Below are 21,876 nucleotides of genomic sequence, written 5' to 3'. Positions count from 1 at the left end.
CGTGGGGGAGGAAGACCATGTGGAATCAAGTCTATGACCCGCTGCACAGCCCGGTGCTGTCGACGATCGCGGCGGCAATACCCGTCGTCACGCTGCTGATCCTGATCGCGAGCGGTCGCGTCCAGGCCCATATTGCTGCAATCATCGCCGTGATCGTGGCCAACCTGATCACGATCTTCGTGTTCACCATGCCGGCGAACATGTCGATCCGCGCCTCGATCCTCGGCATCGTGACCGGCTTCTTCCCGATCGGCTGGATCGTTCTCAACGTCATCTTCCTCTACCAGGTGACGGTCACCACCGGGCGCTTCGAGCTGCTCAAGCGCGCGGTCGGCGGCGTCACCGAGGACCGGCGGCTGCAATTGCTGCTGATCGCGTTCTCCTTCGGCGCGTTCTTCGAGGGAGCCTCGGGCTTCGGCACGCCGGTCGCCATCACGGGCGCCGTGCTGATCGGGCTCGGCTTCTCGCCGCTCGCGGCCTCCGGCCTGTCGCTGATCGCCAATACCGCGCCGGTCGCTTTTGGCGCGCTGGGCACGCCGATCCAGGGTCTTGCCTCGGTCACCGGGCTTGATCCCTACATCCTCGGCGCGATGGTCGGACGGCAGTTGCCGATCTTCGCTCTGATCGTGCCGTTCTGGGTGGTGTGGGCGTTTGCGGGTTGGAAGGGCATGAAGGACGTCTGGCCGGCGATCCTCGTCACCGGCGTGTCGTTCGCGGTCCCGCAATTCGTGATCTCGAACTTCATCAATCCCTGGATCGTCGACATCGGGGCGTCGCTGATCTCGATGGGCGCGCTGATCCTGTTCCTGAAGGTGTGGCAACCCAGGCAGCTCTGGTTGTCGCCGGCGCTGCGCGGGAACGATGAATCGGCCTCCACCATGGCTGCGGCCAAGCCGCTCGACAAGACGCCGCTGACGCAGAGCGAGCTGTTCAGCGCGCTGCTGCCGTGGATCATCGTCTGCATCGTGATGCTGGTCTGGGGCAATGGCGGCTTCAAGACCTGGGCGAACTCGATCTTCACCTGGAACTATCCCGTTCCCGAGCTGCATCAGATGATCAACAAGATGCCGCCGGTCGCGCCAGGGCCGACCAAAGAGAGCGCGGTGTTCGGCTTCACCTACCTGTCCTTCACCGGCACGGGCATGCTGATTGCCGCGATCATCTCCGGCTTCCTGATGGGTGTCGGTCCCGGCAGGCTGCTGATCCAATACGGCCGCACCATCCGGCTCTGCGCGATCTCGCTGATCACGATCTCGGCGATGCTCGCGATCGGTACGCTCACGCGGCTCTCCGGCGTCGACGCAACGCTCGGCCTCGCCTTTGCCGCAACCGGCGTGCTCTATCCCTTCTTCGGCACGCTGCTCGGCTGGTTGGGCGTGGCGCTGACGGGATCGGACACCGCTTCCAACGTGCTGTTCGGCAATCTGCAGAAGATTACGTCCGAGCAGCTCGGCCTGTCGCCGATCCTGATGGCTGCGGCGAACTCGTCCGGCGGCGTGATGGGCAAGATGATCGACGCGCAATCGATCGTCGTCGCCTCCACTGCCACCAACTGGTACGGCCATGAGGGCACGATCCTGCGCTTCGTGTTCTGGCACTCGATCGTGCTGGCCTCCCTGGTCGGCCTGTTCGTGACGTTGCAGGCCTATGTCTGGCCGTTCACGGCGATGGTGCTGAAGTAGCAGGTCACGCCTCGCTTCAACGCAAATCCCCGCAGGGCTTCGCTGCCTTGCGGGGATTTTTGCATCTAAAGCATGATCCGGAAAAGTGCGAAGCGGTTTTCCGAAAAGATCACGCTCAAACAACAACCTGAAGCGCGATGACGATTCGTCCCAATCTCATCGCGCTTTAGCCTCCGCGAACCTTCTCAACAGCGCCGCCGTCTTATAGAACGTGCCGCAAATCAGGTCGGTCGAGAGGTCTCATGGTTTCGCTCAAGCAGATGGCGTGTTTGGCGGTTGCAATGCTCGCGATGTCCACGCTCGCGCGTGCCGAGGACGGTTTTCCGTTCGGTACCGAGATGACGCTGGAGGCCCTGCCGCAGCCGGGCTCGAAGCGGATTCCGAACATCGAGATCGGCGACAATGGCGAAGTCGTGCTGGAGCTCTGGTGCAAGGGTGGCAAGGGCCAGTTCTCGGTCGCCGGCAACACGGTGATCTTCGTCCCCGGCCAGATCCAGGACCGTTCCTGTCCGCCGGCCAGGGCGCAGGCCGACGACGAACTCGTCGCGTCGCTCAGCAGCGTCGAGACCTGGAAGCGTCAGGGCGACGTACTGACACTGATCGGTCCCAAGCCGCTGCGCTTTCGCACGACGGGGAATTGAGGCGCGATCGCTGTCGTGCCCCGGCTTGACCGGGGCACCCAGTACGCCGCGGCCTCTCGATTCAACCACAACTGTCTCGGAGTACTGGATCGCCCGGTCAAGCCGGGCGATGACGGCGAGAGTGGGTGTCTACGCCTACTTCCACACCGACTTGTCGGCGTCCCAGCGCTGGCCTTTCAGCTCTTTCGCGAGCGCTTCGATCGAGCCGTTGTCGTCGGGCTGATCGCCTTCCTCGTCGGCCGAAGCGTCGTCCGAGAGATTGAGCTTGGCGCCGCTGCTCTCATCGGCGGTCGTGGTCGAGGGGCTGCCGATCCAAAGCATCAGTTTGTCGGTCGTGCCGGGCTTGTCGGGCGAGATGAGGCCTGCAACCTCGATCGTGTCGGTGAGCTCGAGTGCCGGAAAATCCTGGTTCGGCCGCTTGAAGACGAGCTTGAGCTTGCCGGTGGCCGGGTTGAAGCTGTGCGAGACCTGCTTTGCCGCAAGCGTCCGGCTCATCACGCCGGCGACGGCTGAGGCGAGCTTGTCCCGGCTGATCTTGTCGCCGTCGCGCCAGTCGGCCGCGGGAAAGCGGATGGTGCGGTCCATCTCGGTCATGCCCGCGGTCCAGCCCGCCGCGGTGACGCCGGGCATCGCCTTGAACTTCGCCAGCAGCGCGCCGGCGCGTTCCGGATCGACCGACATGTTGATGGTCTGCTCGCCGGCACGCAGCGCGTCGCAGCCGACGGTCAGGCTCGCCAGCGTCACCTCGACGTCCTGGCCCTTCAGGCTCTTCAGGAACTCGGTCGCCGCATCCAGCTTGACCTTGACCGCGATCGCTTCCGGAGAGACGTCGGTGAAATCCTTCGGCTGCGGCGTGATGCCGTCGTCGGAGGTCTGGTTGTCCTGAAATTCCTTCTCGCTGAGATCGGAATTGTCGGGCGAGGTGACCTCGGTCACGGCCTGGCCGATCGCGATCTGGCCGCGGAACTCGAACGTGTCGCCGGACTGTTTGCGCAGCAGCTTGACGGTGACGGGCGCCTTCTCGCCGAGGCTCTGGGTCGTGCCCGTCAGGTTCTGGCCCGCGACCTGGAGATTGACGACGAAGCGGTCCTTGCGGTCGGAATTCTTTGCGACGGGATAGCAGACGTCGAGCACGGCCGCCGTCACCGTCTTGCCCTGCCGCGTCTCCTTCAGGATCACGTCGGCATTGCCGTCCATCAGGCCGTCAATCGAGGTGAAATAGCGGGTCTCCGTCCCGCCCGGCGCCGTGGCCTTCGGCGACAGCTTCATCTGGGCCGATGCGACATCGGGCGAGACGGCAAGCAGGGCCGCCAAAAGGGCTGTCGAACAAACCAGAAGCGCACGCATCGATGAATCCTCGCGCAATCGAATCGGCGCGCCACCGTAGTGGGTTTTGGCCGCCGGTTGAATTGGAAAGCAGAAGGGGCAGGGTCGGCAAAAAAGAAGGCCGCCCGGAGGCGGCCTTCGCAACATTGTAACGGAACGGAGGCTTAGAAGCCGCCCATGCCGCCGCCGCCCGGCATGGCGGGCGGAGCTTCCTTCTTCGGCGTTTCGGCGACCATGGCCTCGGTGGTCACCAGCAGGCCGGCCACGGACGAGGCGTCCTGCAGCGCGGTGCGGACCACCTTGGCGGGATCGATGATGCCCTTCTCGACCATGTCGACATAGTCCTCGTTCTGGGCGTCGAAGCCGAAGGTCTCGGACTTGTTCTCCAGGATCTTGCCGACCACGATCGAGCCTTCCACGCCCGCGTTCTCGGAGATCTGGCGGATCGGGGCTTCCAGCGCCTTCAGCACGATGTTGATGCCGGCCTGGACGTCGGCATTGGCGTTGGTGAGACGGCCCACCGCCTTCTTGGCCCGCAGCAGCGCGACGCCGCCGCCGGGGACGATGCCTTCCTGCACCGCGGCGCGGGTGGCGTTGAGCGCGTCCTCGACGCGGTCCTTCTTCTCCTTGACCTCGATCTCGGTCGCGCCGCCGACGCGGATCACCGCGACGCCGCCGGCGAGCTTGGCGAGACGCTCCTGGAGCTTCTCACGGTCGTAGTCCGAGGTGGTCTCCTCGATCTGGGCCTTGATCTGGCCGACGCGGGCCTCGATCTCCGGCTTCTTGCCGGCGCCCTTGACGATCGTGGTGTTCTCCTTGTCGATCACGACCTTGCCGGCACGACCGAGCATCTTCACCGTGACGTTCTCGAGCTTCATGCCGAGGTCCTCGGAGATGAGCTGGCCGCCGGTGAGGATCGCGAGGTCCTCGAGCATGGCCTTGCGGCGGTCGCCGAAGCCCGGCGCCTTGACGGCGGCGACCTTGAGGCCGCCACGGAGGCGGTTGACGACCAGGGTGGCCAGCGCCTCGCCCTCGACGTCCTCGGCGATGATGACGAGCGGCTTGCCCGACTGCACCACGGCTTCCAGCACCGGCAGCATGGCCTGCAGGCCGGACAGCTTCTTCTCGTGCAGGAGGATGTAGGCGTCCTCGAACTCGGCGGTCATCTTCTCGGGGTTGGTGACGAAGTAGGGCGACAGATAGCCGCGGTCGAACTTCATGCCCTCGACGATGTCGACCTCGGTGTCGAGCGACTTGTTCTCCTCGACGGTGATGACGCCCTCGTTGCCGACCTTCTGCATCGCCTGGGCGATCATCTTGCCGATGGCGGCATCGCCGTTGGCCGAGATAGTGCCGACCTGGGCGACCTCGGAGGAGGCGGCGACCGGCTTGGCGCGCTTCTCGATGTCCTTGATGACAGCCGTAACCGCGGTGTCGATGCCGCGCTTGAGGTCCATCGGGTTCATGCCGGCGGCAACAGCCTTGGCGCCTTCGCGCACGATGGCCTGGGCCAGCACGGTCGCGGTGGTGGTGCCGTCACCCGCGGTGTCGTTGGTTTTGGAGGCGACTTCGCGCAGCATCTGCGCGCCCATGTTCTCGAACTTGTCCTCGAGCTCGATCTCCTTGGCGACGGTGACGCCGTCCTTGGTGATGCGGGGTGCGCCGAAGCTCTTCTCGATGACGACGTTGCGGCCCTTCGGACCGAGCGTCACCTTGACGGCGTTGGCGAGAATGTCGACGCCGCGCAGCATGCGTTCGCGCGCGTCTCCGGAAAACTTGACGTCTTTGGCAGCCATTTCTTCAATCCCTCGTGTTTCGTGATGTGTCTGCCGCTTGCGGAATGACCGAATGCCCGGATCGCGCGATCCGGGCATGACATTCAGCGGCTGTTCAGGCTGGCGGCTTTAGGCCATGACGCCCATGATGTCCGACTCCTTCATGATCAGGAGCTCTTCGTTGTCGATCTTGACCTCGGTGCCCGACCACTTGCCGAACAGCACGCGGTCGCCGACCTTGAGGTCGATCGGGATCAGCTTGCCGGCCTCGTCGCGGCCGCCGGGGCCGACGGCGACGACCTCGCCCTGGGACGGCTTTTCCTTGGCGGTGTCCGGAATGATGATGCCGCCCTTGGTCTTTTCCTCGGCGTCGATACGTTTGACCACGACACGGTCATGCAGCGGACGAAATTTGGATTTAGCCATGACGTTTCCCTTTGGAGGCTCGCTTCGGAAGGAATGGAAGTGGGTAGGGGCGGCGTCCGTCCACCCTCTTGCCGAGGATCGAACGGCGCGCTTAGCAATCGGGCTTTCCGAGTGCTAATAGTGCGCCCGGAAATATGGCTTGGCCGCGATCCTGTCAAGCAAGGGTGGTTAAGCGATTGGTGAGGCGGATATAGGATCGTGTCTATAGAAACATATTGGTCGCGCTGGCGTATAAAGGACGTCATTGCTCCGACAGCGGTTTTGCGCTTGGCTGCAGGAGGGATGCGGTCGGGGTCTCATTTGGGGGACGGTTTGCTCGGGGGAATGTCATGATCAGGTCAGCTCACGCACGCACGGTTGCCAATCTGGCGGCCGCCTCCTGCCTGGCGCTGCTGCTTGGCGCCTGTGGCGGCGGTATGAGCCTGCCGTCGTTCTCGTCGTCTTCGCCGCCGCCCGAGGCCGAGCCCGGCACCGGCCCGGAAATGCCGGCGAGCATCCGCGCCGACGAGATCGTCGGCCGCTGGGGTCTCGCCTCGTTCCAGAACCCGGCCGACCGTGCCCGCACCGAGGCCGCGGCCCGGGCGCAGTGCAAGAATCCCTACGTGATCACCGCCGGTTCCTCCGGCGGCGTGATCATGCATCTCGCCGACCAGGCGACGCCGCAGGAGCTGCGGCTGAAGGGCTCGCCCAGCGGCAAGAACTACATCGGCCCGGCGGGGCCCACCCCCGGCGAGCAGGACCGCGAGATCGTCTCCTTCGACGGCCGCGTCCTGATCACCCGCTTCATCGACAAGGACGCCGCCACCCGCTACGGCAACATGGTCTACGTCCGCTGCGCGCCAAGGGCGTAGTCTCTCTACTTCGTCATGCCCCGCGAAGGCGGGGCATCCAGTACGCCGCGGCTTTTCGGTTCTAGCCTCGCAGTTTCTGGAATACTGGATCGCCCGGTCATGTCCCGGGCTGAACATCAAGCCGGGCGATGACAGTGGAGGGGATGCTCCAAAAACAAAAAACGCCGGCTCTCGCCGGCGTTTTGTTTTTCCGTAATGCCGCGCCCGATCAGTCGAACAGCGCGTCGATGTCGTCCTGCGAGGCGTGGCCGACGTCGCCGGCGAGCTTGGGGCCGTTGAGGAGCTTTTCGTCCTCGCTGCGGGTGTCGGCCGGCGCGGGCACATGGGCCTTGATCGCGTCGACGCCGCCCCAGATCTCCATCATCGCATTGATGTGCTGCTCGATGAACTTCATCGTGGTCATGACCTTGCTGATGCGCTGGCCGGTCAGGTCCTGGAAGTTGCAGGCTTCGAAGATCGAGATGACGCGTTCCTGGATGTCGTCGGCGAGCCGCTTCTGCTGATCGGCCGATTGCACCTTGGACATCGCGCTGGCCGCCTGGTCGATCGATTCGGCGGCTTCGAGGATCTGCTGGGTCGCCTGCTCGGTGCCGCCGACGACCGCGCCGAGCTCGCCATTGACCTTGGCCATTTCGCCGCCGTCGAAGCTCTTGCCGTGCAGCGTCGCGATCTCGCGCTTGGTGCGATCGATGGCGTCGTGGATGAGGTCGAGCTCGACCTTCAGCTTCTCGCACTGCTCGATCTGCGCCCGGTAGGTATCGAGCATGGTACGAGCTTCAGAGAGCTCGTGGGCGGTGGAGGCGTCGATCGCCGCCATGGCCGCGCTGCCGGACAAGGGCACGGTGCCCTTCGCCATCTGTGCGCGGATCGCACGCAGCTCCGCCATGATCTCGTTATGCATCGGCGCAGCCTCCTCAATCATTTCGGGGCTGGGCATCTCGCCGACAATAGCCTCCTCGACACGAAAACGTTTGCGGTGAATAGCCATCAGGAACTCCCCCCACCTCACTCACGCGTCTTTGTAGACAGAAGCAATTTAACACGAGGTTCACAGCGGGAACTGTTGCGCGGCCGCACGCGACGGCGCGAAAGGAAGCGATTAACCATGGGCCTGCGGCGTTCATCGAAAATAAACGCTGATCGCCAAATTGCACCCTCGCTCGCGACGTGGTGAATCGAAACGGCTGATACGTTTACCAAACAAAACGGCTTTTGCTCTTTATTGACCACGTCGCGGTCGCCGGTCAGCCATCGGCTCTGCACGACGCATGGGATCTAGACGAAACAGTACAGAGTACGTCGATGTTCAAGAAAATGTCTGTCGCGCTGCTCGGCAGCGCTTGCACCTTCATTGCCGGCGCGAACAGCGCCAGCGCCTTCGACAATAGTGTGCCGAACGATCCGCCCGCGGTGCTCTACCAGCCGCAGGTGCAGCCGGCGCCGGTGCGTGTCGCCTCCAATGCGAATATGGGCGGCGGCTTCATCGAGTTCCTGTTCGGTGACGGTCCCGGCCGCGGCCCGGCCTACGCGCCGCAACAGCCGGTCTATCAGCAGCAGCCCGGCTATTACGACCAGCGCCGCCTGCCACCGATGGGCGAGCCGCAGATGCAGGGTGGATATCAGCAAGGCGCAGGTCTCCAGCAGGAGGCGGTCGATCCGCGCCAGCGTCCGTTCGATCCGAGATTCGAGAAGCAATCCGTCGACTATAGCGGCAAGGAAACTGCCGGCACCATCGTGGTCGATACGCCGAACAAGTTCCTCTATCTGGTCGAGGGCAACGGCCGGGCGATGCGCTACGGAATCGGCGTCGGCCGTCCCGGCTTCACCTGGTCCGGCGTGAAGTCGATCACGGCCAAGCGCGAATGGCCGGACTGGACGCCGCCGGCGGAAATGATCGCGCGCCGGCCCGACCTGCCGCGGCACATGGAAGGCGGCCCGGAAAATCCGCTCGGCGCGCGCGCGATGTATCTGGGCTCGACGCTCTATCGTATCCACGGCTCCAACGAGCCCTGGACCATCGGCACCAACGTCTCCTCAGGCTGCATCCGCATGCGTAACGAGGACGTCATCGACCTCTACGGCCGCGTCAATGTCGGCACCAAGGTCGTGGTGATGTGAGCGTCTGACGCTCGACATGAAAACGGCCGCCTCCCGGGCGGCCGTTTTTGTTTGTCGCGCTGATCGGGCAGCCTCACGCGTAGTCGCTGCCGCCATCGTCTCCGCCGCCGAAATCGCTGTCGTCGTCGGCTATGTCCATATTGCCGTTGTCGTGGTCGTTGTCGTCGTAGTTCTGATCGTTGTTGTTGTCCCGGTCGTTCGACGCCTGGTCGGTGAGGCCCTGGCGGGAACCGTCGTCGCGGTCGCGGTTGGAGCCAATGTCGTTGAGACCGGCATCGCGCGAGAGCGAGCCGCCGGACTGGTCGCTGCCGCCCCAGGGACTTCCACCAGCGCTGCGGTCGCCGAGCGCGTTGGTGTCGCCGAAGGCCTGCTGGTGCGATCCGCCCATCATGCCGCGGATGCTGGAGAGCAGCAGCGAACCGCCGACGACGCCGGCCGCGGCCGCCGCCGCCGTGCCGAGGAACGAGCCGCCGCCACCGCCCATCGGCGGAGCGCCATAGCCCTGACCCGGAGCTTGACCTGGACCTTGGCCGTAGGCCTGTCCATAAGGAGGCGGCGCGCCGTAACCGGGCTGTGCCTGCGGCATCGCCTGACCGGTGTTCCAGACCGGCCGCGCGTCACGCGGCGGCACGTTCGGAACCGAGCCGCGCGAGGGGCCTCCGCCGAACAGCGAGTCGCGCATGGTATCGAGGAAGCCGCCGGACTGCGCCTGCTCGGGCGCATGGGCCGCTTCCAGCTCCTGGATGCGGTTATGAGCACGCTTCAGCGCTTCGTCCTGCAATAGCGTGGTCTGCACCAGTGCGTAGACCGCGCCGGGGGCCTTGCGCAGCCCGTCGGAGATCGCGGCGATCGCGTCGGGATCCCGCGGTGCATTTTCCAGTTTCGAAAGCCGGTCGAAAAGCTCGTCGACGAGCTGGCGTTCCTGCGGCGTCATGATCAGTCTCCCTCGCTCAAACCAAGCGCGAGGCAGATGTAGGGTTCCATTGTGGCCCCAACAGTGCCGGCCGGATTAAATTTCGGTATGCGACAAGCTGCCCAGCGGCTTGCTTTCCGCCGGTTTCACCCCAGCGTGACGCCGCTGTCGGCCAGCAGGCGCGCAAACCCATCGCCTGAAAGATAAGCATGCTCGCGTTCGCGGACGTCGGTCATCGGATCGAGGCCGGTGAGGACATCGTCGACGAAGCCGGGGTGGCACATCACGAGGCCGCCATCGGGGAGGCCTTCCAGAAACTGCCGCATCAGCGCGCCGAAATCGGCCTCGCGCGCAAAATCATAGGCGCCGGCAAAGCCGGGATTGAAGCTGAGGCCGGCGCTGGCGGCGCGGCGGCGGAATTGCGCGCTCAGGATATCGAGCACCATGGCTTTTGGTGAGGCCAGCCGCTGCACGAGCGGCAGGTCGCGCCCGCCCTGGCGGACCCAGGCTTTCGGCGCGGCTTCGCTGACCGCATCGACAAAGCCGTCGCGCACCTGCGGATAGAGCTGCACATGCTGATGGCCGTCGACGAAGTCAGGCGCGCGCCCGAACGCTTCCGCGAACGCCGCCAGCTGCGCCCTGACCTCATTGCGAAAGAATTCGCGGTCGAGCCGGCGTGCAAGGCCGGCGCGCAGCAGTTTCGGGAACGGCATGAACATGTCGCCGTCCAGCGGTCGGAAATGCATGGTGAGCGGCCGGAACGGCGCCGACAAGGTCACGTGCAAGCCGATCGCGCAGCGCGGGCTCGCTTTCGCCGCCGTCTGGAGCGCCTCGATCTCGCCGCGCTCGATCGCCGGTCCCACCATCATCACCGAGGTGGCATTGAGACGGCCGCGTTCGATCAGGTCGCGGATGGCGCGATTGACGCCCGGGCTGATGCCGTAATCGTCGGCGCAGAGCCAGATCCGCCGCAGGCCCGCGGCCGCGCTCATTCGGCGGCCGTCCTCTTCGAGGCGTCGTCGGCCTTCCCGGTCTCGAAATGCTTTTCGCTGTGCTCGGCGACGAAGTAGATCGGGCGCGCCTTCAGCTCGGACAGGATCTTGCCGATATATTCGCCGACGATGCCGATCATGATGAGCTGCACGCCGCCGATGGTCATCAGGCCGATCACGAGCGAGGGATAGCCGGGCACCTGCTTGCCCGTGGTCCAGACTTCCCAGAGGATCGAGAGGCCGAACAGGAAGGCGCCGCCGGCGAGGATGACGCCGAGCAGGCTGGCGAAGCGCAGCGGTGCCACCGAGAACGAGGTCACCCCTTCGATCGAAAGACCGAGCAGGCGCGCGGCGCTGAAGGTCGTCACACCATGGGTGCGCGGCGCGGGCTCGTAATCGACGCGGATTTGGCGGAAGCCGATCCAGCTCGCGAGGCCTTTGAAGAAGCGGTTACGCTCCGGCAGCTGCCTGAGCGCTGCGACCGCGCGCGGCGACAGCAGGCGGAAGTCGCCGGCGTCTTCAGGAATCTTTTGGCGCGCGCCCCAATTGATCAGCGAATAGAACCCGCGCACGGCGACGCGGCGCAGGAAGGGCTCGTTGTCGCGATGCGCCTTGGCGGTATAGACGACGTCATAGCCGTCCTCGATCCAGTGCCGCACCAGCTGCTCGACCAGGGCCGGCGGATGCTGGCCGTCGCCGTCCATGAACATCACGGCGCCGAGCCGGGCATGGTCGAGGCCGGCCATCAGCGCGGCTTCCTTGCCGAAATTGCGCGACAGCGACACCACCTGAACGTCGACCGCGTCGGCCGGCAGCGACCGGGCGATCGAGAGCGTCGCGTCCGCGCTGCCGTCGTCGACATAGACGACTTCGCAACGCAAGCGATAGCGCTGCTGCAAGGTCTTGGCGAGATCGCAGATGCGCTGGTGCAGGGCGGCGAGGCCCGCCGCCTCGTTGTAGACGGGGACGACAATCGACAACCCCTTCGCGGCGGCACTGGCCGCGGTGGTCGTCATGCCGGAAACGTCAGAGCCCAGCGTCATTGATCAAGGTTCCAGAGGCGTCCATGGTTCTCAACAGCATATGGTAGCTGCCGTTTGCTGTCGCTACGCTGAACGGACCTGAGGCTCACTGCCGCAGGAATGCCTCGAGCTTGGCGAACAGCGGGTTCTCCCGGTCGAACACATAGTCGAGCGAAACCACCGAGACGGTCTCGGCGCCATGCTCGCGCAGGAAGCTCGCCAGCGCATAGAGCTGACCCGGCGGACAGTGCAGCGTCAGCATGCCCGACGAGGTCGGCCCTCCGAACGGGGCCTCGACGCCGAAGCGCTCGTGGGCTTCGCCGAGCAGGGCGGCGTCGCATTGCTGGAAGCGGGTGCGGACCTCGCGGTATTTGTTGGCCCGCGCCCTTGCTGCGATGTGATCGAGGATGACGCGCGCGGTCTCCCGCGCCTGCGGCGACCAGTCGGCATCCCTAGAGGCGACCAGATTGGCCTGGCTGCGCAGGATCACGCCGTCGTCGAGCACCCGCAAGCCGTTGGCGGCGAGCGTCGCACCGGTCGTGGTGATGTCGACGATCAGCTCGGCGCTGCCGGCCGCGGGCGCGCCTTCGGTCGCGCCCGCGCTTTCGACGATGCGGTAGTCGGTGATGCCGTGGCTCTGGAAGAAGGTGCGGGTGAGGTTGATGAACTTGGTCGCGACCCGCATCCGCATGTGATGCTGCTCGCGGAAGCCGGTGGTGACGTCGTCGAGGTCGGCCATGGTGCGGACGTCGATCCACGCCTGCGGCACCGCGACGACGACGTCGGCATAGCCGAAGCCGAGCCCGTCGATCAGGGACACGCGCTTGTCGGCATCCGCGATGTTCTCGCGCACCAGGTCTTCGCCGGTGACGCCGAGATGCGCAAAGCCGCGCGACAGTTGCGAAGCAATCTCGCTCGCCGAGAGATAGGCGACCTCGACATTGTCGAGGCCTGCGAGCGTGCCGCGATAGTCGCGCGCACCGCCGGCCTTCGACAGCTTGAGCCCGGCGCGGGCGAAGAACGCCTCGGTGTTTTCCTGCAGGCGGCCCTTGGAGGGAACGGCCAGGACGAATGGCGCGCTCATGACTTAAGCTCCCACCTTGCGGCCGATCCGGGTCAGCGCGTCGACCCAGACCGAGAAGCCGACCGCGGGGATCGGCTCGGCCGATCCGAGCTGGGTCATCAGCCCGTCATAGCGGCCGCCGGCCACCAGCGGCTCGGCGCCGTTGCCCCTGTGATGCAGCTCGAATTCGAAGCCGGTGTAATAGTCGAGGCCGCGTCCGAACGCGGTCGAAAAGCGCGTCTGCTTCACGTCGATGCCGCGCGCGGCCATGAAGCCGACCCGGCTTTCGAACTGGTCGACGGCAGCGCTGAGGTCGAGCTTCGCGTCCGTGGTGAGCGCGCGGAGTTCGGCGACGGCATCGTCGGGATTGCCCGCGATCGACAGGAAGCGCTTGAGCACGGCGATCGCCTCGCGCGGCAGCGCGCCGCCCTTCAGCGTCGACTGCTCCAGGAAACGGTCGGCGATCTCGGCCGTGGTGCGGCCCCCGACATTGGTGGTGCCGGCGATCGACATCAGATCGGTGACGAAGGCGAGCGCAGCCTTGCGGTCGGAGCCGGCGAGCGCGGCCAGCACACCCTCATATTCGCTGCGGGTCGCGGTGGTCGCGGCCGCCAGCTTCTCCAGATCTTTTTCCAGGCTGATCTTGCGGTTGAAATCCTTGACCAGGCGGCGGCGCCACACCGGATAGAGGTCGAGCGCATCGAGCAGGGCGTTGAACAGCGCCACGTCGCCGGTGCGAATCTCGACATCGCGGACACCGAAGGCCGCGGTCGCTTCCAGCGCCAGCGCCAGCATCTCGGCATCGGCCGCAGCGCGGTCCTGGCGGCCGAACGATTCGATGCCGGCCTGAAGAAACTCGCTGGCCTGGCCGCTGCGGTAGCGGAACACCGGGCCGAGATAGCTGAACCCGGCCGGCTGGCCGGCGCGGCTCGAGGTGAGGTAGTCGCGGGCGACGGGAATGGTCAGGTCCGGGCGCAGGCAAAGCTCCTCGCCGGACAGGTCCGTCGTCAGGTACAGGCTCTTGCGGATGTCCTCGCCGGAGAGGTCCAGGAACGGCTCGGCCGGTTGCAGAATCGCGGGCTCGGCCCTGACATAGCCGGCCTGCGCGAACGACAAGAGCAGCGTATCCGCCCAGGCGGCGGAGCCGGCAGCATTTGAGGTGGCAGTCGCGGTCATAACAGGGGTCCATCGTCCCGGTGGAACCGGGCAGGGCGAAAGAAGGGAGGCGAATTGGCGCAGGCCTTAGCATGGCGCGAAAGCGGTTTCGACCTCCAAAGGATCAATCGCTTAACGGCTTTGGAGGCGGGACGCAGCGATCTGTCAGAAGGTATTTTGGGTATTTTAATACCTAGGGCGGGAAGGGCTTGGTTTTCACTCAGTCTGGCCAGGGAGATCTCTGGGCGCATCGCCAAGCGATGCATCGGTCGAGGCGAAGGCAAGCCCTGCGGTTTCGGACGCGGCGTGATCTGCGAGCTCCTCGGCAAGCTCGAGAATTCTCTGCCTCCTGCTCGGGTCCCTTATGCCGAGAAATGCCTTGATGAGCCCGAGCTCCTCGCGTCGCCGCCTGTCCGATGCAACATCGTCGTCCATGGCCATGTCGTCCTGCGCGACAGCCTCATTGCCCGTCGCTGATTTTTGTCCGCGCATGCGACTCAATGCAGCAACCGCAAGCTCAACGTCACATTGAGAAATTGAGGAGGACAGGCAAGTCGTCGCATACTCATATTGGGTATGGCGGATGACCCGTTCGCTGCTGCCTTCGCTTACAATGTGAATGTTGGTTTCGATTCATGCGCAATGCATCAGACGCTATCCGGACGGTCTCGCGGCACACGCTGGCCTATATGCTGTTTTCGATCAGCGAGCTGTTCCGGCACTACGACGAATTCGATCCGCTGGACCTACTGATCGTTCATGCGATTCTCAACGCGAACGTCATCAATGTGATGAACGATCCGTCGCTGGACGAGAGATTCTCCAGCATTCACGCGGTCGAGCCGGATGCGATCAAGCAAGGGGTGTCCCGCGCGGCGCTCTCTCGCTTCCTCAGCCTGCCGCTCGAGACGGTTCGCCGTCGCGTGACGGGACTTAAGAGACGAAAGATTCTCGCCGAAACCAAGGCCGGGCTCATCGTGACCGAGCAGAACGCATTCAGGTTTGGAAACAATCACGAACTGCAGAAGACTAATATGCTGCTGCTCACAAAACTGCTTCGCGATCTCAAGCGCGCCGGCATCAACGGGCCGGATGATCTGCGTGCCCCCAAGGGCGCTGCATCGACAAGGAAGGCGAAGTAAGCGGCAGGATATGGATCAAAGCCTTCTCGATACTGCTCGCGATGGAACGCAAAGAACAGCATTAGACGGCTTGCTGTCGTTCCAGGGTCTCAAGCCATCCGCGGCTCTCGAGCTCCGATCGTACGACATCGATCATTTCGGAGAGAGTGAGAGATATGTCGGCGCATCCAGCATGCCGCTGTCGGCCGGGGCGACTGCAATCAAGCGTGCCCAGCTCAGCCTGCCGGTCCTGACGCTGTCTCTGGTGAAGACCTTCCCGCGGATCATCCGCGGTTATGATCTGGCGCACGCCATCGCGGTGGCGGTGCCGATGGACCATGTGACCTCCACCCGCATCAACGGGCAATCAATTGGCAGCTCCATACTCGTTCTCAAGGGGAGATCCGATTGCCTGGTCTATGAGCCGGCGGGGCGTTTGTGGGCTGTCGCCTATTTCAGCCCGCCCGAGCGCGAGCCCTGGTCTCAGCTGGATGACGGCTATCATTTGCTGAGTCCGGCATCGGAAGTACTTGCCTCCCTGCATGGCTCGATTTCCACGACGCTTGAAACCGCGGCACATGATCCAGACTTCCTGAACGAGCCGACGTCGCGAACGGCGGTCGAACAATCCCTGTTCGCCGCAATGGATGCTGCCATTCGGTCCAACGTGAAGCGCGGGCCCATGCACTCCACGACGGACAGCTATCAGCGGATCGTCGCAGAGATGGAACGATTGATCCGCCACGATCTCGCGATCTGGCACAAAACGACCGAACTGGCAGAGCGGGTGGGCGTGTCCGTTCGGACCCTCCAGAGTGCGACGCAGGCCATCTGCGGCATGAGCCCTCATCGCTACAGCCGGGTCTTGCGCCTCTGGTCGGTACGAAAGCAGCTGCGCACCGGCCCGGCTCGTCGCAGTGTGAAGGCCTGCGCAATCGGCCATGGCTTCTGGCATCTGAGCGAGTTCGCAGCGAGCTACAGGGCGGCTTTCGGAGAGCTGCCGTCCGAGACCCTGCATCGGTCGAAGCGAGAGGTCATCTGAAGCGCGAACCTGTAGAGCCGCCGCGCGCGAATCGACGTTAGGTTCGCTTGGTTAGGTGCCGTCCCAATCGCCCAGCACTGCCTGCACCAGCGCCAGCGCCGCCACCGCGGCCGTGTCGGCCCGCATGATCCGGGGTCCCAGCGCCAGCCGCAGGATTTTCGGCTGCCGCAGCAGCAGGGCGCGCTCTTCTTCGGCAAAGCCGCCTTCGGGGCCGATCAGCGCGTCGATGCCAATTCTGCCTTGGTCATGTCCGGCTTCGCGCGCGTCTTGCAGGCTCTGAATGGGGTTTTGGACCTCCGCCGCCTCATCGCAGAAGATGAGCAGCCGGTCGGCAGGGCGCTGACTGAGATACCGGTCCAGCGGCACCGGCTCGGCGACCGTGGCGATGCTGAGGATGCCGCATTGCTCGGCGGCCTCGACGACATTGGCGCGCATCCGCTCGGTGTTGACCCGCGAGGCCTGGGTGAAGCGGGTCAGGACCGGCTGAAGCGTGGCAGCGCCCATTTCGACGGCCTTCTGGACCATGTAGTCCAGCCGGGCATGCTTGAGCGGGGCAAAGACGTAGGTGAGGTCGGCGAGCCGGTCCTGCGGCCGGGCCTGCTGGAGGATGACGAGGCCGTCCGGCCGCTTGCGGCCTTCGATCGCGGCCTGCCACTCGCCGTCGCGGCCATTGAACGCCAAAACCTCGGCCCCGGCGGCCAGCCGCAGCACATTGCCGAGATAATTGCTCTGGTCGCGGTCGAGCGGAACCCTGGCGTCCTGGGCAAGGGGGACATCGACAAACAGGCGGGGGGCGCGAAAATCGTGGGAGGGCATCGTTCAAAGGTCCAATTTGCCGCCGTTATTAACCGAAAGCCGCCATTTCGGGGGTAAATATTGCCGAATCGGTGCGTCAGCGCGCCGCGCTCTTGCCCTATTCGACGGGTTGTTAAGGGCCGGCGGGAATCGTAAAATCGCGAGCACGCTGGTTGCGCTTCAATTGGGAAGACGCCAAGCCCCGTAAGCTCCTGCCGGAGAGACTGCCTTGATGATCCGTCAGTTGATGGTTCCGATCACTGCCGCCATGGTCACCTTGGGCGCCGCGGGTGCCCACGCGCAGGGCTTCCCTGCGCCGCTGCCTGGCCAAGCCCCAACCAGTTCCGCGTTTCCGCCCGTGAACGGCTCGGCGCCGAGCGCTTCGGTCGGTGCAGCGCCCCAAGGATCGTTTCCCGTCAACGGCGCCGCGCCCGTCGGTGGCGCAGGTGCCTTCAGCGCCGCCCCGCCGACGCAAGGCGGTCCCGGCGAGGACTGCATGAAAACCTTCATGCCGCTGCGCGAGGAAGCCGAGAAGCGCGGCAAGCTGATCAAGGCCGCGAGTGATCGTCACGCCGCGCCGGAAGAAGCCTGCAAGCTGATCCGCAATTTCAGCCAGGCTGAGACCAAGATGATCAAGTACATCGAGGCCAACGCCTCGAAGTGCGGGATTCCGGCGCAGGTCAGCGCGCAGATGAAGGACGGCCACAAGAACACCGAGGCCATGGCGACGAAGGTCTGCAACGTCGCGCAGCAGATGCAGAACCAGCCGCGCGGTCCGGCCGGTCCGTCGCTGAGCGAGGTGTTGGGTTCTGGCTCGGCGCCTGAGGCCAATGCCGGCAAGAAGGGTGGCAGCACCTTCGACACGCTCAACGGCAACGTCCTCACCCGATGAGTGACACATCCGCCCGCGTTGCCGATTCCACCGGCAACTGGGTCGATACGCTCGCGCCGCAATGGGCGCGGCCTTATTTGCGCCTGTCGCGCTTCGATCGTCCGATCGGCTCCTGGCTCCTGTTGATGCCGTGCTGGTGGTCGGCGGCGCTCGCGGCGGGCATGGCGCATGATGTCCGCGGCCTGCCGCTCACCATCGTGCTGTTCTTCATCGGCGCCTTCGTCATGCGCGGAGCAGGCTGCACCTGGAACGACATCACCGACCGCGATCTCGACGACAAGGTCGAGCGCACCCGCTCGCGGCCGCTGCCGTCGGGCCAGGTGACCACGAAGCAGGCGCTGGCCTTCATGGTCGCGCAGGCACTGACCGGTCTCGTGGTGCTGCTGCAATTCAACCGCTTCGCGGTCCTAACCGGCATTGCCTCGCTTTTGATCGTCGCGATCTATCCCTTCATGAAGCGCATCACCTGGTGGCCGCAGATCGTGCTCGGCCTCGCCTTCTCCTGGGGCGCGCTGATGGGATTTGCCGTCACCTTTGGTCGCATCGAATTGACCGCGCTGGTGCTCTATGCGGGATCGATTTCGTGGGTGATCGGCTATGACACGATCTATGCGCACCAGGACGCCGAGGACGACGCGCTGATCGGCATCAAGTCCACCGCGCGGCTGTTCGGCGCGCACACGCACCAGGCGCTGATCCTGTTCTACGGGCTTGCGGTGATGCTGATCGGCGTCGCGCTGGCCTCAGGCGATGCGCGCTGGCCGGCCTGGCTCGGGCTTGCGGCGTTCGCCGTGCATCTGGCCTCGCAGATCGTGCGGCTGGATATCAGCGACCCCTTGCTCTGCAAGCGCCTGTTCTTCTCGAACAAGTATGCGGGCTTCCTGCTGTTTGCGGGATTGCTGGTCGACGCGGTGATGCGGGCGGCGTAGCCCGTAGGGTGGACAAAGGCGCTCTTGCGCCGTGCCCGCCATCTTCCCGGGATTGAGATAAAAAAGGTGGGCACGCTTTCGCTTTGCCCACCCTACGGCACTGTGCGTGCCGTTCAATTCCTTGCGATGATCTCGCGTTCGCCCTGATGAACCGACAGCTCGCGCGTCATGGCGGTGCGCCGGCGCATCAAAAATTTCGGACGGCGGGCGCGGATCGCGTTGGCGCGGCGACGGCGCGGCGTGGGCTTGCGGGCACCTTCGTCGAGCTGCGGAAGCGCGAATAGCTCGCTCCAGATCGCCCAGGCCTCGGCGAGTTCGTCGCCATCGGTGCTGACCAGCAGCGGAACGGACAGCGAGGGATCGCGATGCACGAGGACGAGGGTCTGCGCCTCGTCATTGCCGCGCAACGCAACGCCGATGAAGTCGCTGACGCGGACGTTGATCGCCATCTGCATGCCGCGGACGGCACGGCGCAGCACGACACGCTCGCGATGAAGCTCGATCTGTCTGGTGTATCCGTCGGCGCGCGGATCGTGCGCATCGAAGCGGACCGGAAGGGAAAGAGGGTCGAGCCGCAAGCTGCGGCCCGACCCGGCGGGAGCGATCCCGCTTGTTGCTGTTTGACGCCTCACGGCTTTAGTTCTCCCCGCCGGGATTATGTTCCCGGTCGATGCGAGGACCTTAGCGCGCGCCGTTCCGAAACCACTTAAAAAGGCTGGTTAATCCAGCGTCACCGCCGCTCATGATTGACAAGACCTTGGCACGCATGATTGACGAGACGTTGCGCCGGACTTGCGAATCTGAGCTTTTTGCGGGCTGAAAACGCTTGAAGTCCGTACCAATTGGGCACATCTGGTGTTCAGGGCCGGTATCGCCCCGAAACCTCCCGCCGCAACAGGATTTCGTTTGTGAACCCTTCACCAAGCTCGACGCTTTCGCCCCAGGATTCGTCCAAAGCCAATCGCGACCTGTTCGATCAGACCGCGCTCTCCGATCTCGCGCAGCGGCTAGTCGAGGCGGCCAAGCGCGCCGGTGCGGATGCGGCCGATGCGGTCGCCGTGCGCGGCGTCTCGCAGGGCGTCGAGGTGCGTGACGGGCGCGTCGAGGAATCGGAACGCTCCGAGGGTGACGATGTCGGCCTGCGCGTGCTGGTCGGCCAGCGCCAGGCGGTGGTCTCGACCAACGACGTCAGCGGCGATGCCGTGACCAAGCTTGCCGAGCGCGCGGTGGCGATGGCGCGCGTCGCGCCCGACGACAAATATGTCGGCCTCGCCGATCCGGCGCTGCTCGCGCGCGACTTCCCCGATCTCGATCTGCTCGATCCCGACGTGCCCGCGACCTCCGAGCTCGAGCGCCGCGCGCTCGAAGCCGAGGCTGCCGCGCTCGCCGTGAAGGGGGTGACCAAGTCCGGCGGCGCCTCCGCCTCCGCCGGCATGGGCGGCATGGTGCTCGTCACCAGCACCGGCTTCCATGGTTCTTATTTGCGTTCCAGCCAGGGCATTTCGGCGACCGCGATATCGGGCGAAGGCACCGGCATGGAGCGTGACTACGACTTCACCTCGGCGCCGCACGGCGCCGATCTCCTGTCGCCGGAAGTCGTCGGCCGTTCCGCCGGCGAGCGTACCGTGGCGCGTTCCAATCCGCGCAAGGTCGAGACCTGCAAGGTGCCGGTCGTGTTCGATCCGCGCGTTGCGGGCTCGCTGGTCGGCCACGTCGTCGGTGCCATCAACGGCGCCTCGATCGCACGGAAGACCAGCTTCCTGAAGGACAAGCTCGGCCAGCAGCTGTTCGCAAAAAACATCCGCATCATCGACGATCCCCTGCGCAAGCGCGGCCTGCGCTCGCAGACGTTTGACGCCGAAGGCGTCGCGGTGAAGAAGATCGCGCTGATCGACGAGGGCGTGCTGACGACCTGGCTGCTCGACTGCGCGACCGCGCGCGAGCTCGGCCTCACTACCACCGGCCACGCCCATCGCGGCGTCTCGTCCTCGCCGTCGCCGGGACCGTACAATCTGCATCTCGAACCGGGCACGCCGACGCCGGCCGAACTGATCGCCGACATCAAGCAGGGCTTCTACGTCACCGACCTGATCGGCTCCGGCGTCAACGGCGTCACCGGCGATTACAGCCGCGGCGCCTCCGGCTTCTGGATCGAGAATGGCGAGCTGACCTATCCCGTCAGCGAGGTGACGATCGCGGGCCATCTGTTCGAGATCTTCAAATCGATGCAGCCGGCGAACAATCTCGAGTTCCGCTACGGCATCAATGCGCCGACGGTGCGCATCGAGGGTTTGACGCTTGGCGGACGCTGACGCGCATGCAACGGACGAAACCATCCTGACGCGCGACGCGGCGCTGCTGCAGGACGCGGTGCGGGAGGCAGGCAGCCTCGCGCAGTCGATGTTCCGCACCGAATTGAGGAAGTGGACCAAGGGCGCGTCCTCGCCGGTGTCGGAAGCCGACATTGCCGTCAACGATTTGCTCGAAGCGCGCCTGCGCTCGGCGACGCCCGATTATGGCTGGCTGTCCGAGGAGAGCGCCGACGACGAGGTGCGGCTGTCGCGGCGGCGGACCTGGGTGGTCGATCCCATCGACGGCACCCGCAATTATCTCGGCGGCCATGAAGAATGGTGCGTCAGCGTCGCGCTGGTCGAGGATGCCTCGCCGGTGCTGGCTGCGGTGTTCGCGCCCGCGACCGACGAGTTCTTCTTCGCGGCCCGCGGGCAGGGCACGACGCTCAACGGCAAAGCCGTGCGGGCGGCGTCCGGATCCGCGCTCGACTTCTCCCGCGTCGCCGGGCCGAAGCCGATGGTCGAGCGGCTCAATACGGCCGGCGGCGACATCAAGCTGCATCCGCGAATCGGTTCGCTCGCGCTGCGCCTGTGCCGGGTCGCCGATGGCGTGCTGGATGCGGCTTTTGCCGGGGGCAACAGCCATGATTGGGACCTTGCGGCGGCCGATTTGATCGTGCAGGAAGCGGATGGTAGGATGAGCGACCTCTCCGGAGATCCCATCCTCTATAACCGCCGGGAAGTCACGCACGGGGTGCTGGTGGCAGCGGGTCGCGATCGTCATGCGGGCATCGTCGCGCATTTTCGAAATCGGCCCTTGCCCTGAGTGCGTCCGCCGTGCT

General features: G+C 65.1%; 22 protein-coding genes. 10 read left to right on the top strand and 12 right to left on the bottom strand.

Going from position 1 to position 21,876, the window contains the following annotated elements:
* The first annotated feature begins 17 nt into the window (after positions 1–17).
* Positions 18–1,682, top strand: a complete 1,665-nt coding sequence (locus AB7245_RS40345; protein ID WP_439035589.1) for an L-lactate permease — start codon at positions 18–20, stop codon at positions 1,680–1,682.
* Positions 1,683–1,924: 242 nt separating this feature from the next.
* Positions 1,925–2,323, top strand: a complete 399-nt coding sequence (locus AB7245_RS40340) for an META domain-containing protein (RefSeq protein WP_063985629.1) — start codon at positions 1,925–1,927, stop codon at positions 2,321–2,323.
* Between the two features lie 135 nt (positions 2,324–2,458).
* Here the strand turns inward: AB7245_RS40340 and AB7245_RS40335 are convergent, their stop codons facing one another.
* The 3 genes from AB7245_RS40335 to AB7245_RS40325 all read right to left on the bottom strand — a co-directional run bounded on the left by AB7245_RS40335 (position 2,459) and on the right by AB7245_RS40325 (position 5,850).
* Positions 2,459–3,670 (bottom strand): hypothetical protein, encoded by a 1,212-nt coding sequence (locus AB7245_RS40335; protein WP_135214806.1) that lies wholly within the window; start codon positions 3,668–3,670, stop codon positions 2,459–2,461.
* 143 nt (positions 3,671–3,813) lie between these two features.
* A complete protein-coding gene (gene groL, locus AB7245_RS40330; RefSeq protein ID WP_071909505.1) occupies positions 3,814–5,445 on the bottom strand; it encodes a chaperonin GroEL in 1,632 nt (543 codons plus the stop codon).
* 108 nt (positions 5,446–5,553) lie between these two features.
* Positions 5,554–5,850, bottom strand: a complete 297-nt coding sequence (locus tag AB7245_RS40325) for a co-chaperone GroES (protein ID WP_014491914.1) — start codon at positions 5,848–5,850, stop codon at positions 5,554–5,556.
* A gap of 329 nt (positions 5,851–6,179) precedes the next feature.
* Here AB7245_RS40325 and AB7245_RS40320 point away from each other — a divergent pair, with 329 nt between their 5' ends.
* Positions 6,180–6,701 carry a hypothetical protein gene (locus AB7245_RS40320; RefSeq protein ID WP_063985626.1) on the top strand — a complete coding sequence of 174 codons (522 nt, stop codon included), beginning with the start codon at positions 6,180–6,182 and terminating at the stop codon, positions 6,699–6,701.
* Between the two features lie 208 nt (positions 6,702–6,909).
* On the opposite strand, the gene AB7245_RS40315 is transcribed toward AB7245_RS40320, so the two are convergent.
* The gene (locus AB7245_RS40315; RefSeq protein WP_028157918.1) at positions 6,910–7,689 is read right to left on the bottom strand and encodes a protein phosphatase CheZ; all 780 of its coding nucleotides are present in this window, start codon (positions 7,687–7,689) and stop codon (positions 6,910–6,912) included.
* Between the two features lie 314 nt (positions 7,690–8,003).
* Between AB7245_RS40315 and AB7245_RS40310 the strand changes: the two genes are divergently transcribed.
* Positions 8,004–8,819, top strand: coding sequence for a L,D-transpeptidase (locus AB7245_RS40310; protein WP_085403376.1), 816 nt, complete (start codon positions 8,004–8,006; stop codon positions 8,817–8,819).
* A gap of 73 nt (positions 8,820–8,892) precedes the next feature.
* Here the strand turns inward: AB7245_RS40310 and AB7245_RS40305 are convergent, their stop codons facing one another.
* The 6 genes from AB7245_RS40305 to AB7245_RS40280 form a co-directional block, all read right to left on the bottom strand.
* Positions 8,893–9,753, bottom strand: coding sequence for a DUF2076 domain-containing protein (locus AB7245_RS40305; protein WP_085403375.1), 861 nt, complete (start codon positions 9,751–9,753; stop codon positions 8,893–8,895).
* A gap of 125 nt (positions 9,754–9,878) precedes the next feature.
* The gene (locus AB7245_RS40300; RefSeq protein ID WP_085403374.1) at positions 9,879–10,724 is read right to left on the bottom strand and encodes a ChbG/HpnK family deacetylase; all 846 of its coding nucleotides are present in this window, start codon (positions 10,722–10,724) and stop codon (positions 9,879–9,881) included.
* Complete coding sequence (locus AB7245_RS40295) at positions 10,721–11,767, bottom strand: glycosyltransferase family 2 protein (protein WP_063985621.1); 1,047 nt, start codon at positions 11,765–11,767, stop codon at positions 10,721–10,723. The genes AB7245_RS40300 and AB7245_RS40295 overlap by 4 nt, the downstream gene beginning before the upstream one ends.
* An 85-nt stretch (positions 11,768–11,852) precedes the next feature.
* Entirely contained in the window at positions 11,853–12,830 is a 978-nt protein-coding gene (gene hisG / locus AB7245_RS40290) for an ATP phosphoribosyltransferase (RefSeq protein ID WP_028153072.1), read from the bottom strand.
* Between the two features lie 3 nt (positions 12,831–12,833).
* Positions 12,834–13,985, bottom strand: coding sequence for an ATP phosphoribosyltransferase regulatory subunit (locus AB7245_RS40285; protein WP_028157923.1), 1,152 nt, complete (start codon positions 13,983–13,985; stop codon positions 12,834–12,836).
* A 195-nt stretch (positions 13,986–14,180) separates the two neighbouring features.
* Entirely contained in the window at positions 14,181–14,399 is a 219-nt protein-coding gene (locus AB7245_RS40280) for a hypothetical protein (RefSeq protein ID WP_225048619.1), read from the bottom strand.
* 200 nt (positions 14,400–14,599) lie between these two features.
* On the opposite strand from AB7245_RS40280, the gene AB7245_RS40275 reads away from it, so the two are divergent.
* Complete coding sequence (locus tag AB7245_RS40275) at positions 14,600–15,106, top strand: hypothetical protein (protein ID WP_063985619.1); 507 nt, start codon at positions 14,600–14,602, stop codon at positions 15,104–15,106.
* 172 nt (positions 15,107–15,278) lie between these two features.
* The gene (locus AB7245_RS40270) at positions 15,279–16,127 is read left to right on the top strand and encodes a helix-turn-helix domain-containing protein (protein WP_223153846.1); all 849 of its coding nucleotides are present in this window, start codon (positions 15,279–15,281) and stop codon (positions 16,125–16,127) included.
* A 51-nt stretch (positions 16,128–16,178) separates the two neighbouring features.
* On the opposite strand, the gene AB7245_RS40265 is transcribed toward AB7245_RS40270, so the two are convergent.
* The gene (locus AB7245_RS40265) at positions 16,179–16,943 is read right to left on the bottom strand and encodes a 16S rRNA (uracil(1498)-N(3))-methyltransferase (RefSeq protein WP_085403371.1); all 765 of its coding nucleotides are present in this window, start codon (positions 16,941–16,943) and stop codon (positions 16,179–16,181) included.
* Between the two features lie 211 nt (positions 16,944–17,154).
* On the opposite strand from AB7245_RS40265, the gene AB7245_RS40260 reads away from it, so the two are divergent.
* Together AB7245_RS40260 and ubiA are read left to right on the top strand one after the other, a co-directional pair.
* Positions 17,155–17,814, top strand: coding sequence for a hypothetical protein (locus AB7245_RS40260; protein WP_439035588.1), 660 nt, complete (start codon positions 17,155–17,157; stop codon positions 17,812–17,814).
* A complete protein-coding gene (gene ubiA, locus AB7245_RS40255) occupies positions 17,811–18,743 on the top strand; it encodes a 4-hydroxybenzoate octaprenyltransferase (protein WP_063985616.1) in 933 nt (310 codons plus the stop codon). The genes AB7245_RS40260 and ubiA overlap by 4 nt, the downstream gene beginning before the upstream one ends.
* Positions 18,744–18,856: 113 nt before the next feature.
* Here the strand turns inward: ubiA and AB7245_RS40250 are convergent, their stop codons facing one another.
* Entirely contained in the window at positions 18,857–19,375 is a 519-nt protein-coding gene (locus AB7245_RS40250) for a DUF6101 family protein (protein WP_071909513.1), read from the bottom strand.
* A 276-nt stretch (positions 19,376–19,651) separates the two neighbouring features.
* Between AB7245_RS40250 and AB7245_RS40245 the strand changes: the two genes are divergently transcribed.
* The gene (locus AB7245_RS40245) at positions 19,652–21,055 is read left to right on the top strand and encodes a TldD/PmbA family protein (RefSeq protein WP_071909514.1); all 1,404 of its coding nucleotides are present in this window, start codon (positions 19,652–19,654) and stop codon (positions 21,053–21,055) included.
* Complete coding sequence (locus AB7245_RS40240) at positions 21,042–21,860, top strand: 3'(2'),5'-bisphosphate nucleotidase CysQ (protein ID WP_085403368.1); 819 nt, start codon at positions 21,042–21,044, stop codon at positions 21,858–21,860. The genes AB7245_RS40245 and AB7245_RS40240 overlap by 14 nt, the downstream gene beginning before the upstream one ends.
* Positions 21,861–21,876: the final 16 nt, after the last annotated feature.

The sequence above is a fragment of the Bradyrhizobium sp. 604_D8_N2_3 genome (assembly GCF_051810765.1).
In the GTDB taxonomy this organism is placed as follows: domain Bacteria; phylum Pseudomonadota; class Alphaproteobacteria; order Rhizobiales; family Xanthobacteraceae; genus Bradyrhizobium; species Bradyrhizobium barranii.
The sequence above is the reverse complement of the archived record's forward strand: the minus strand, read 5'-3'. Positions and strand labels throughout refer to the sequence as shown.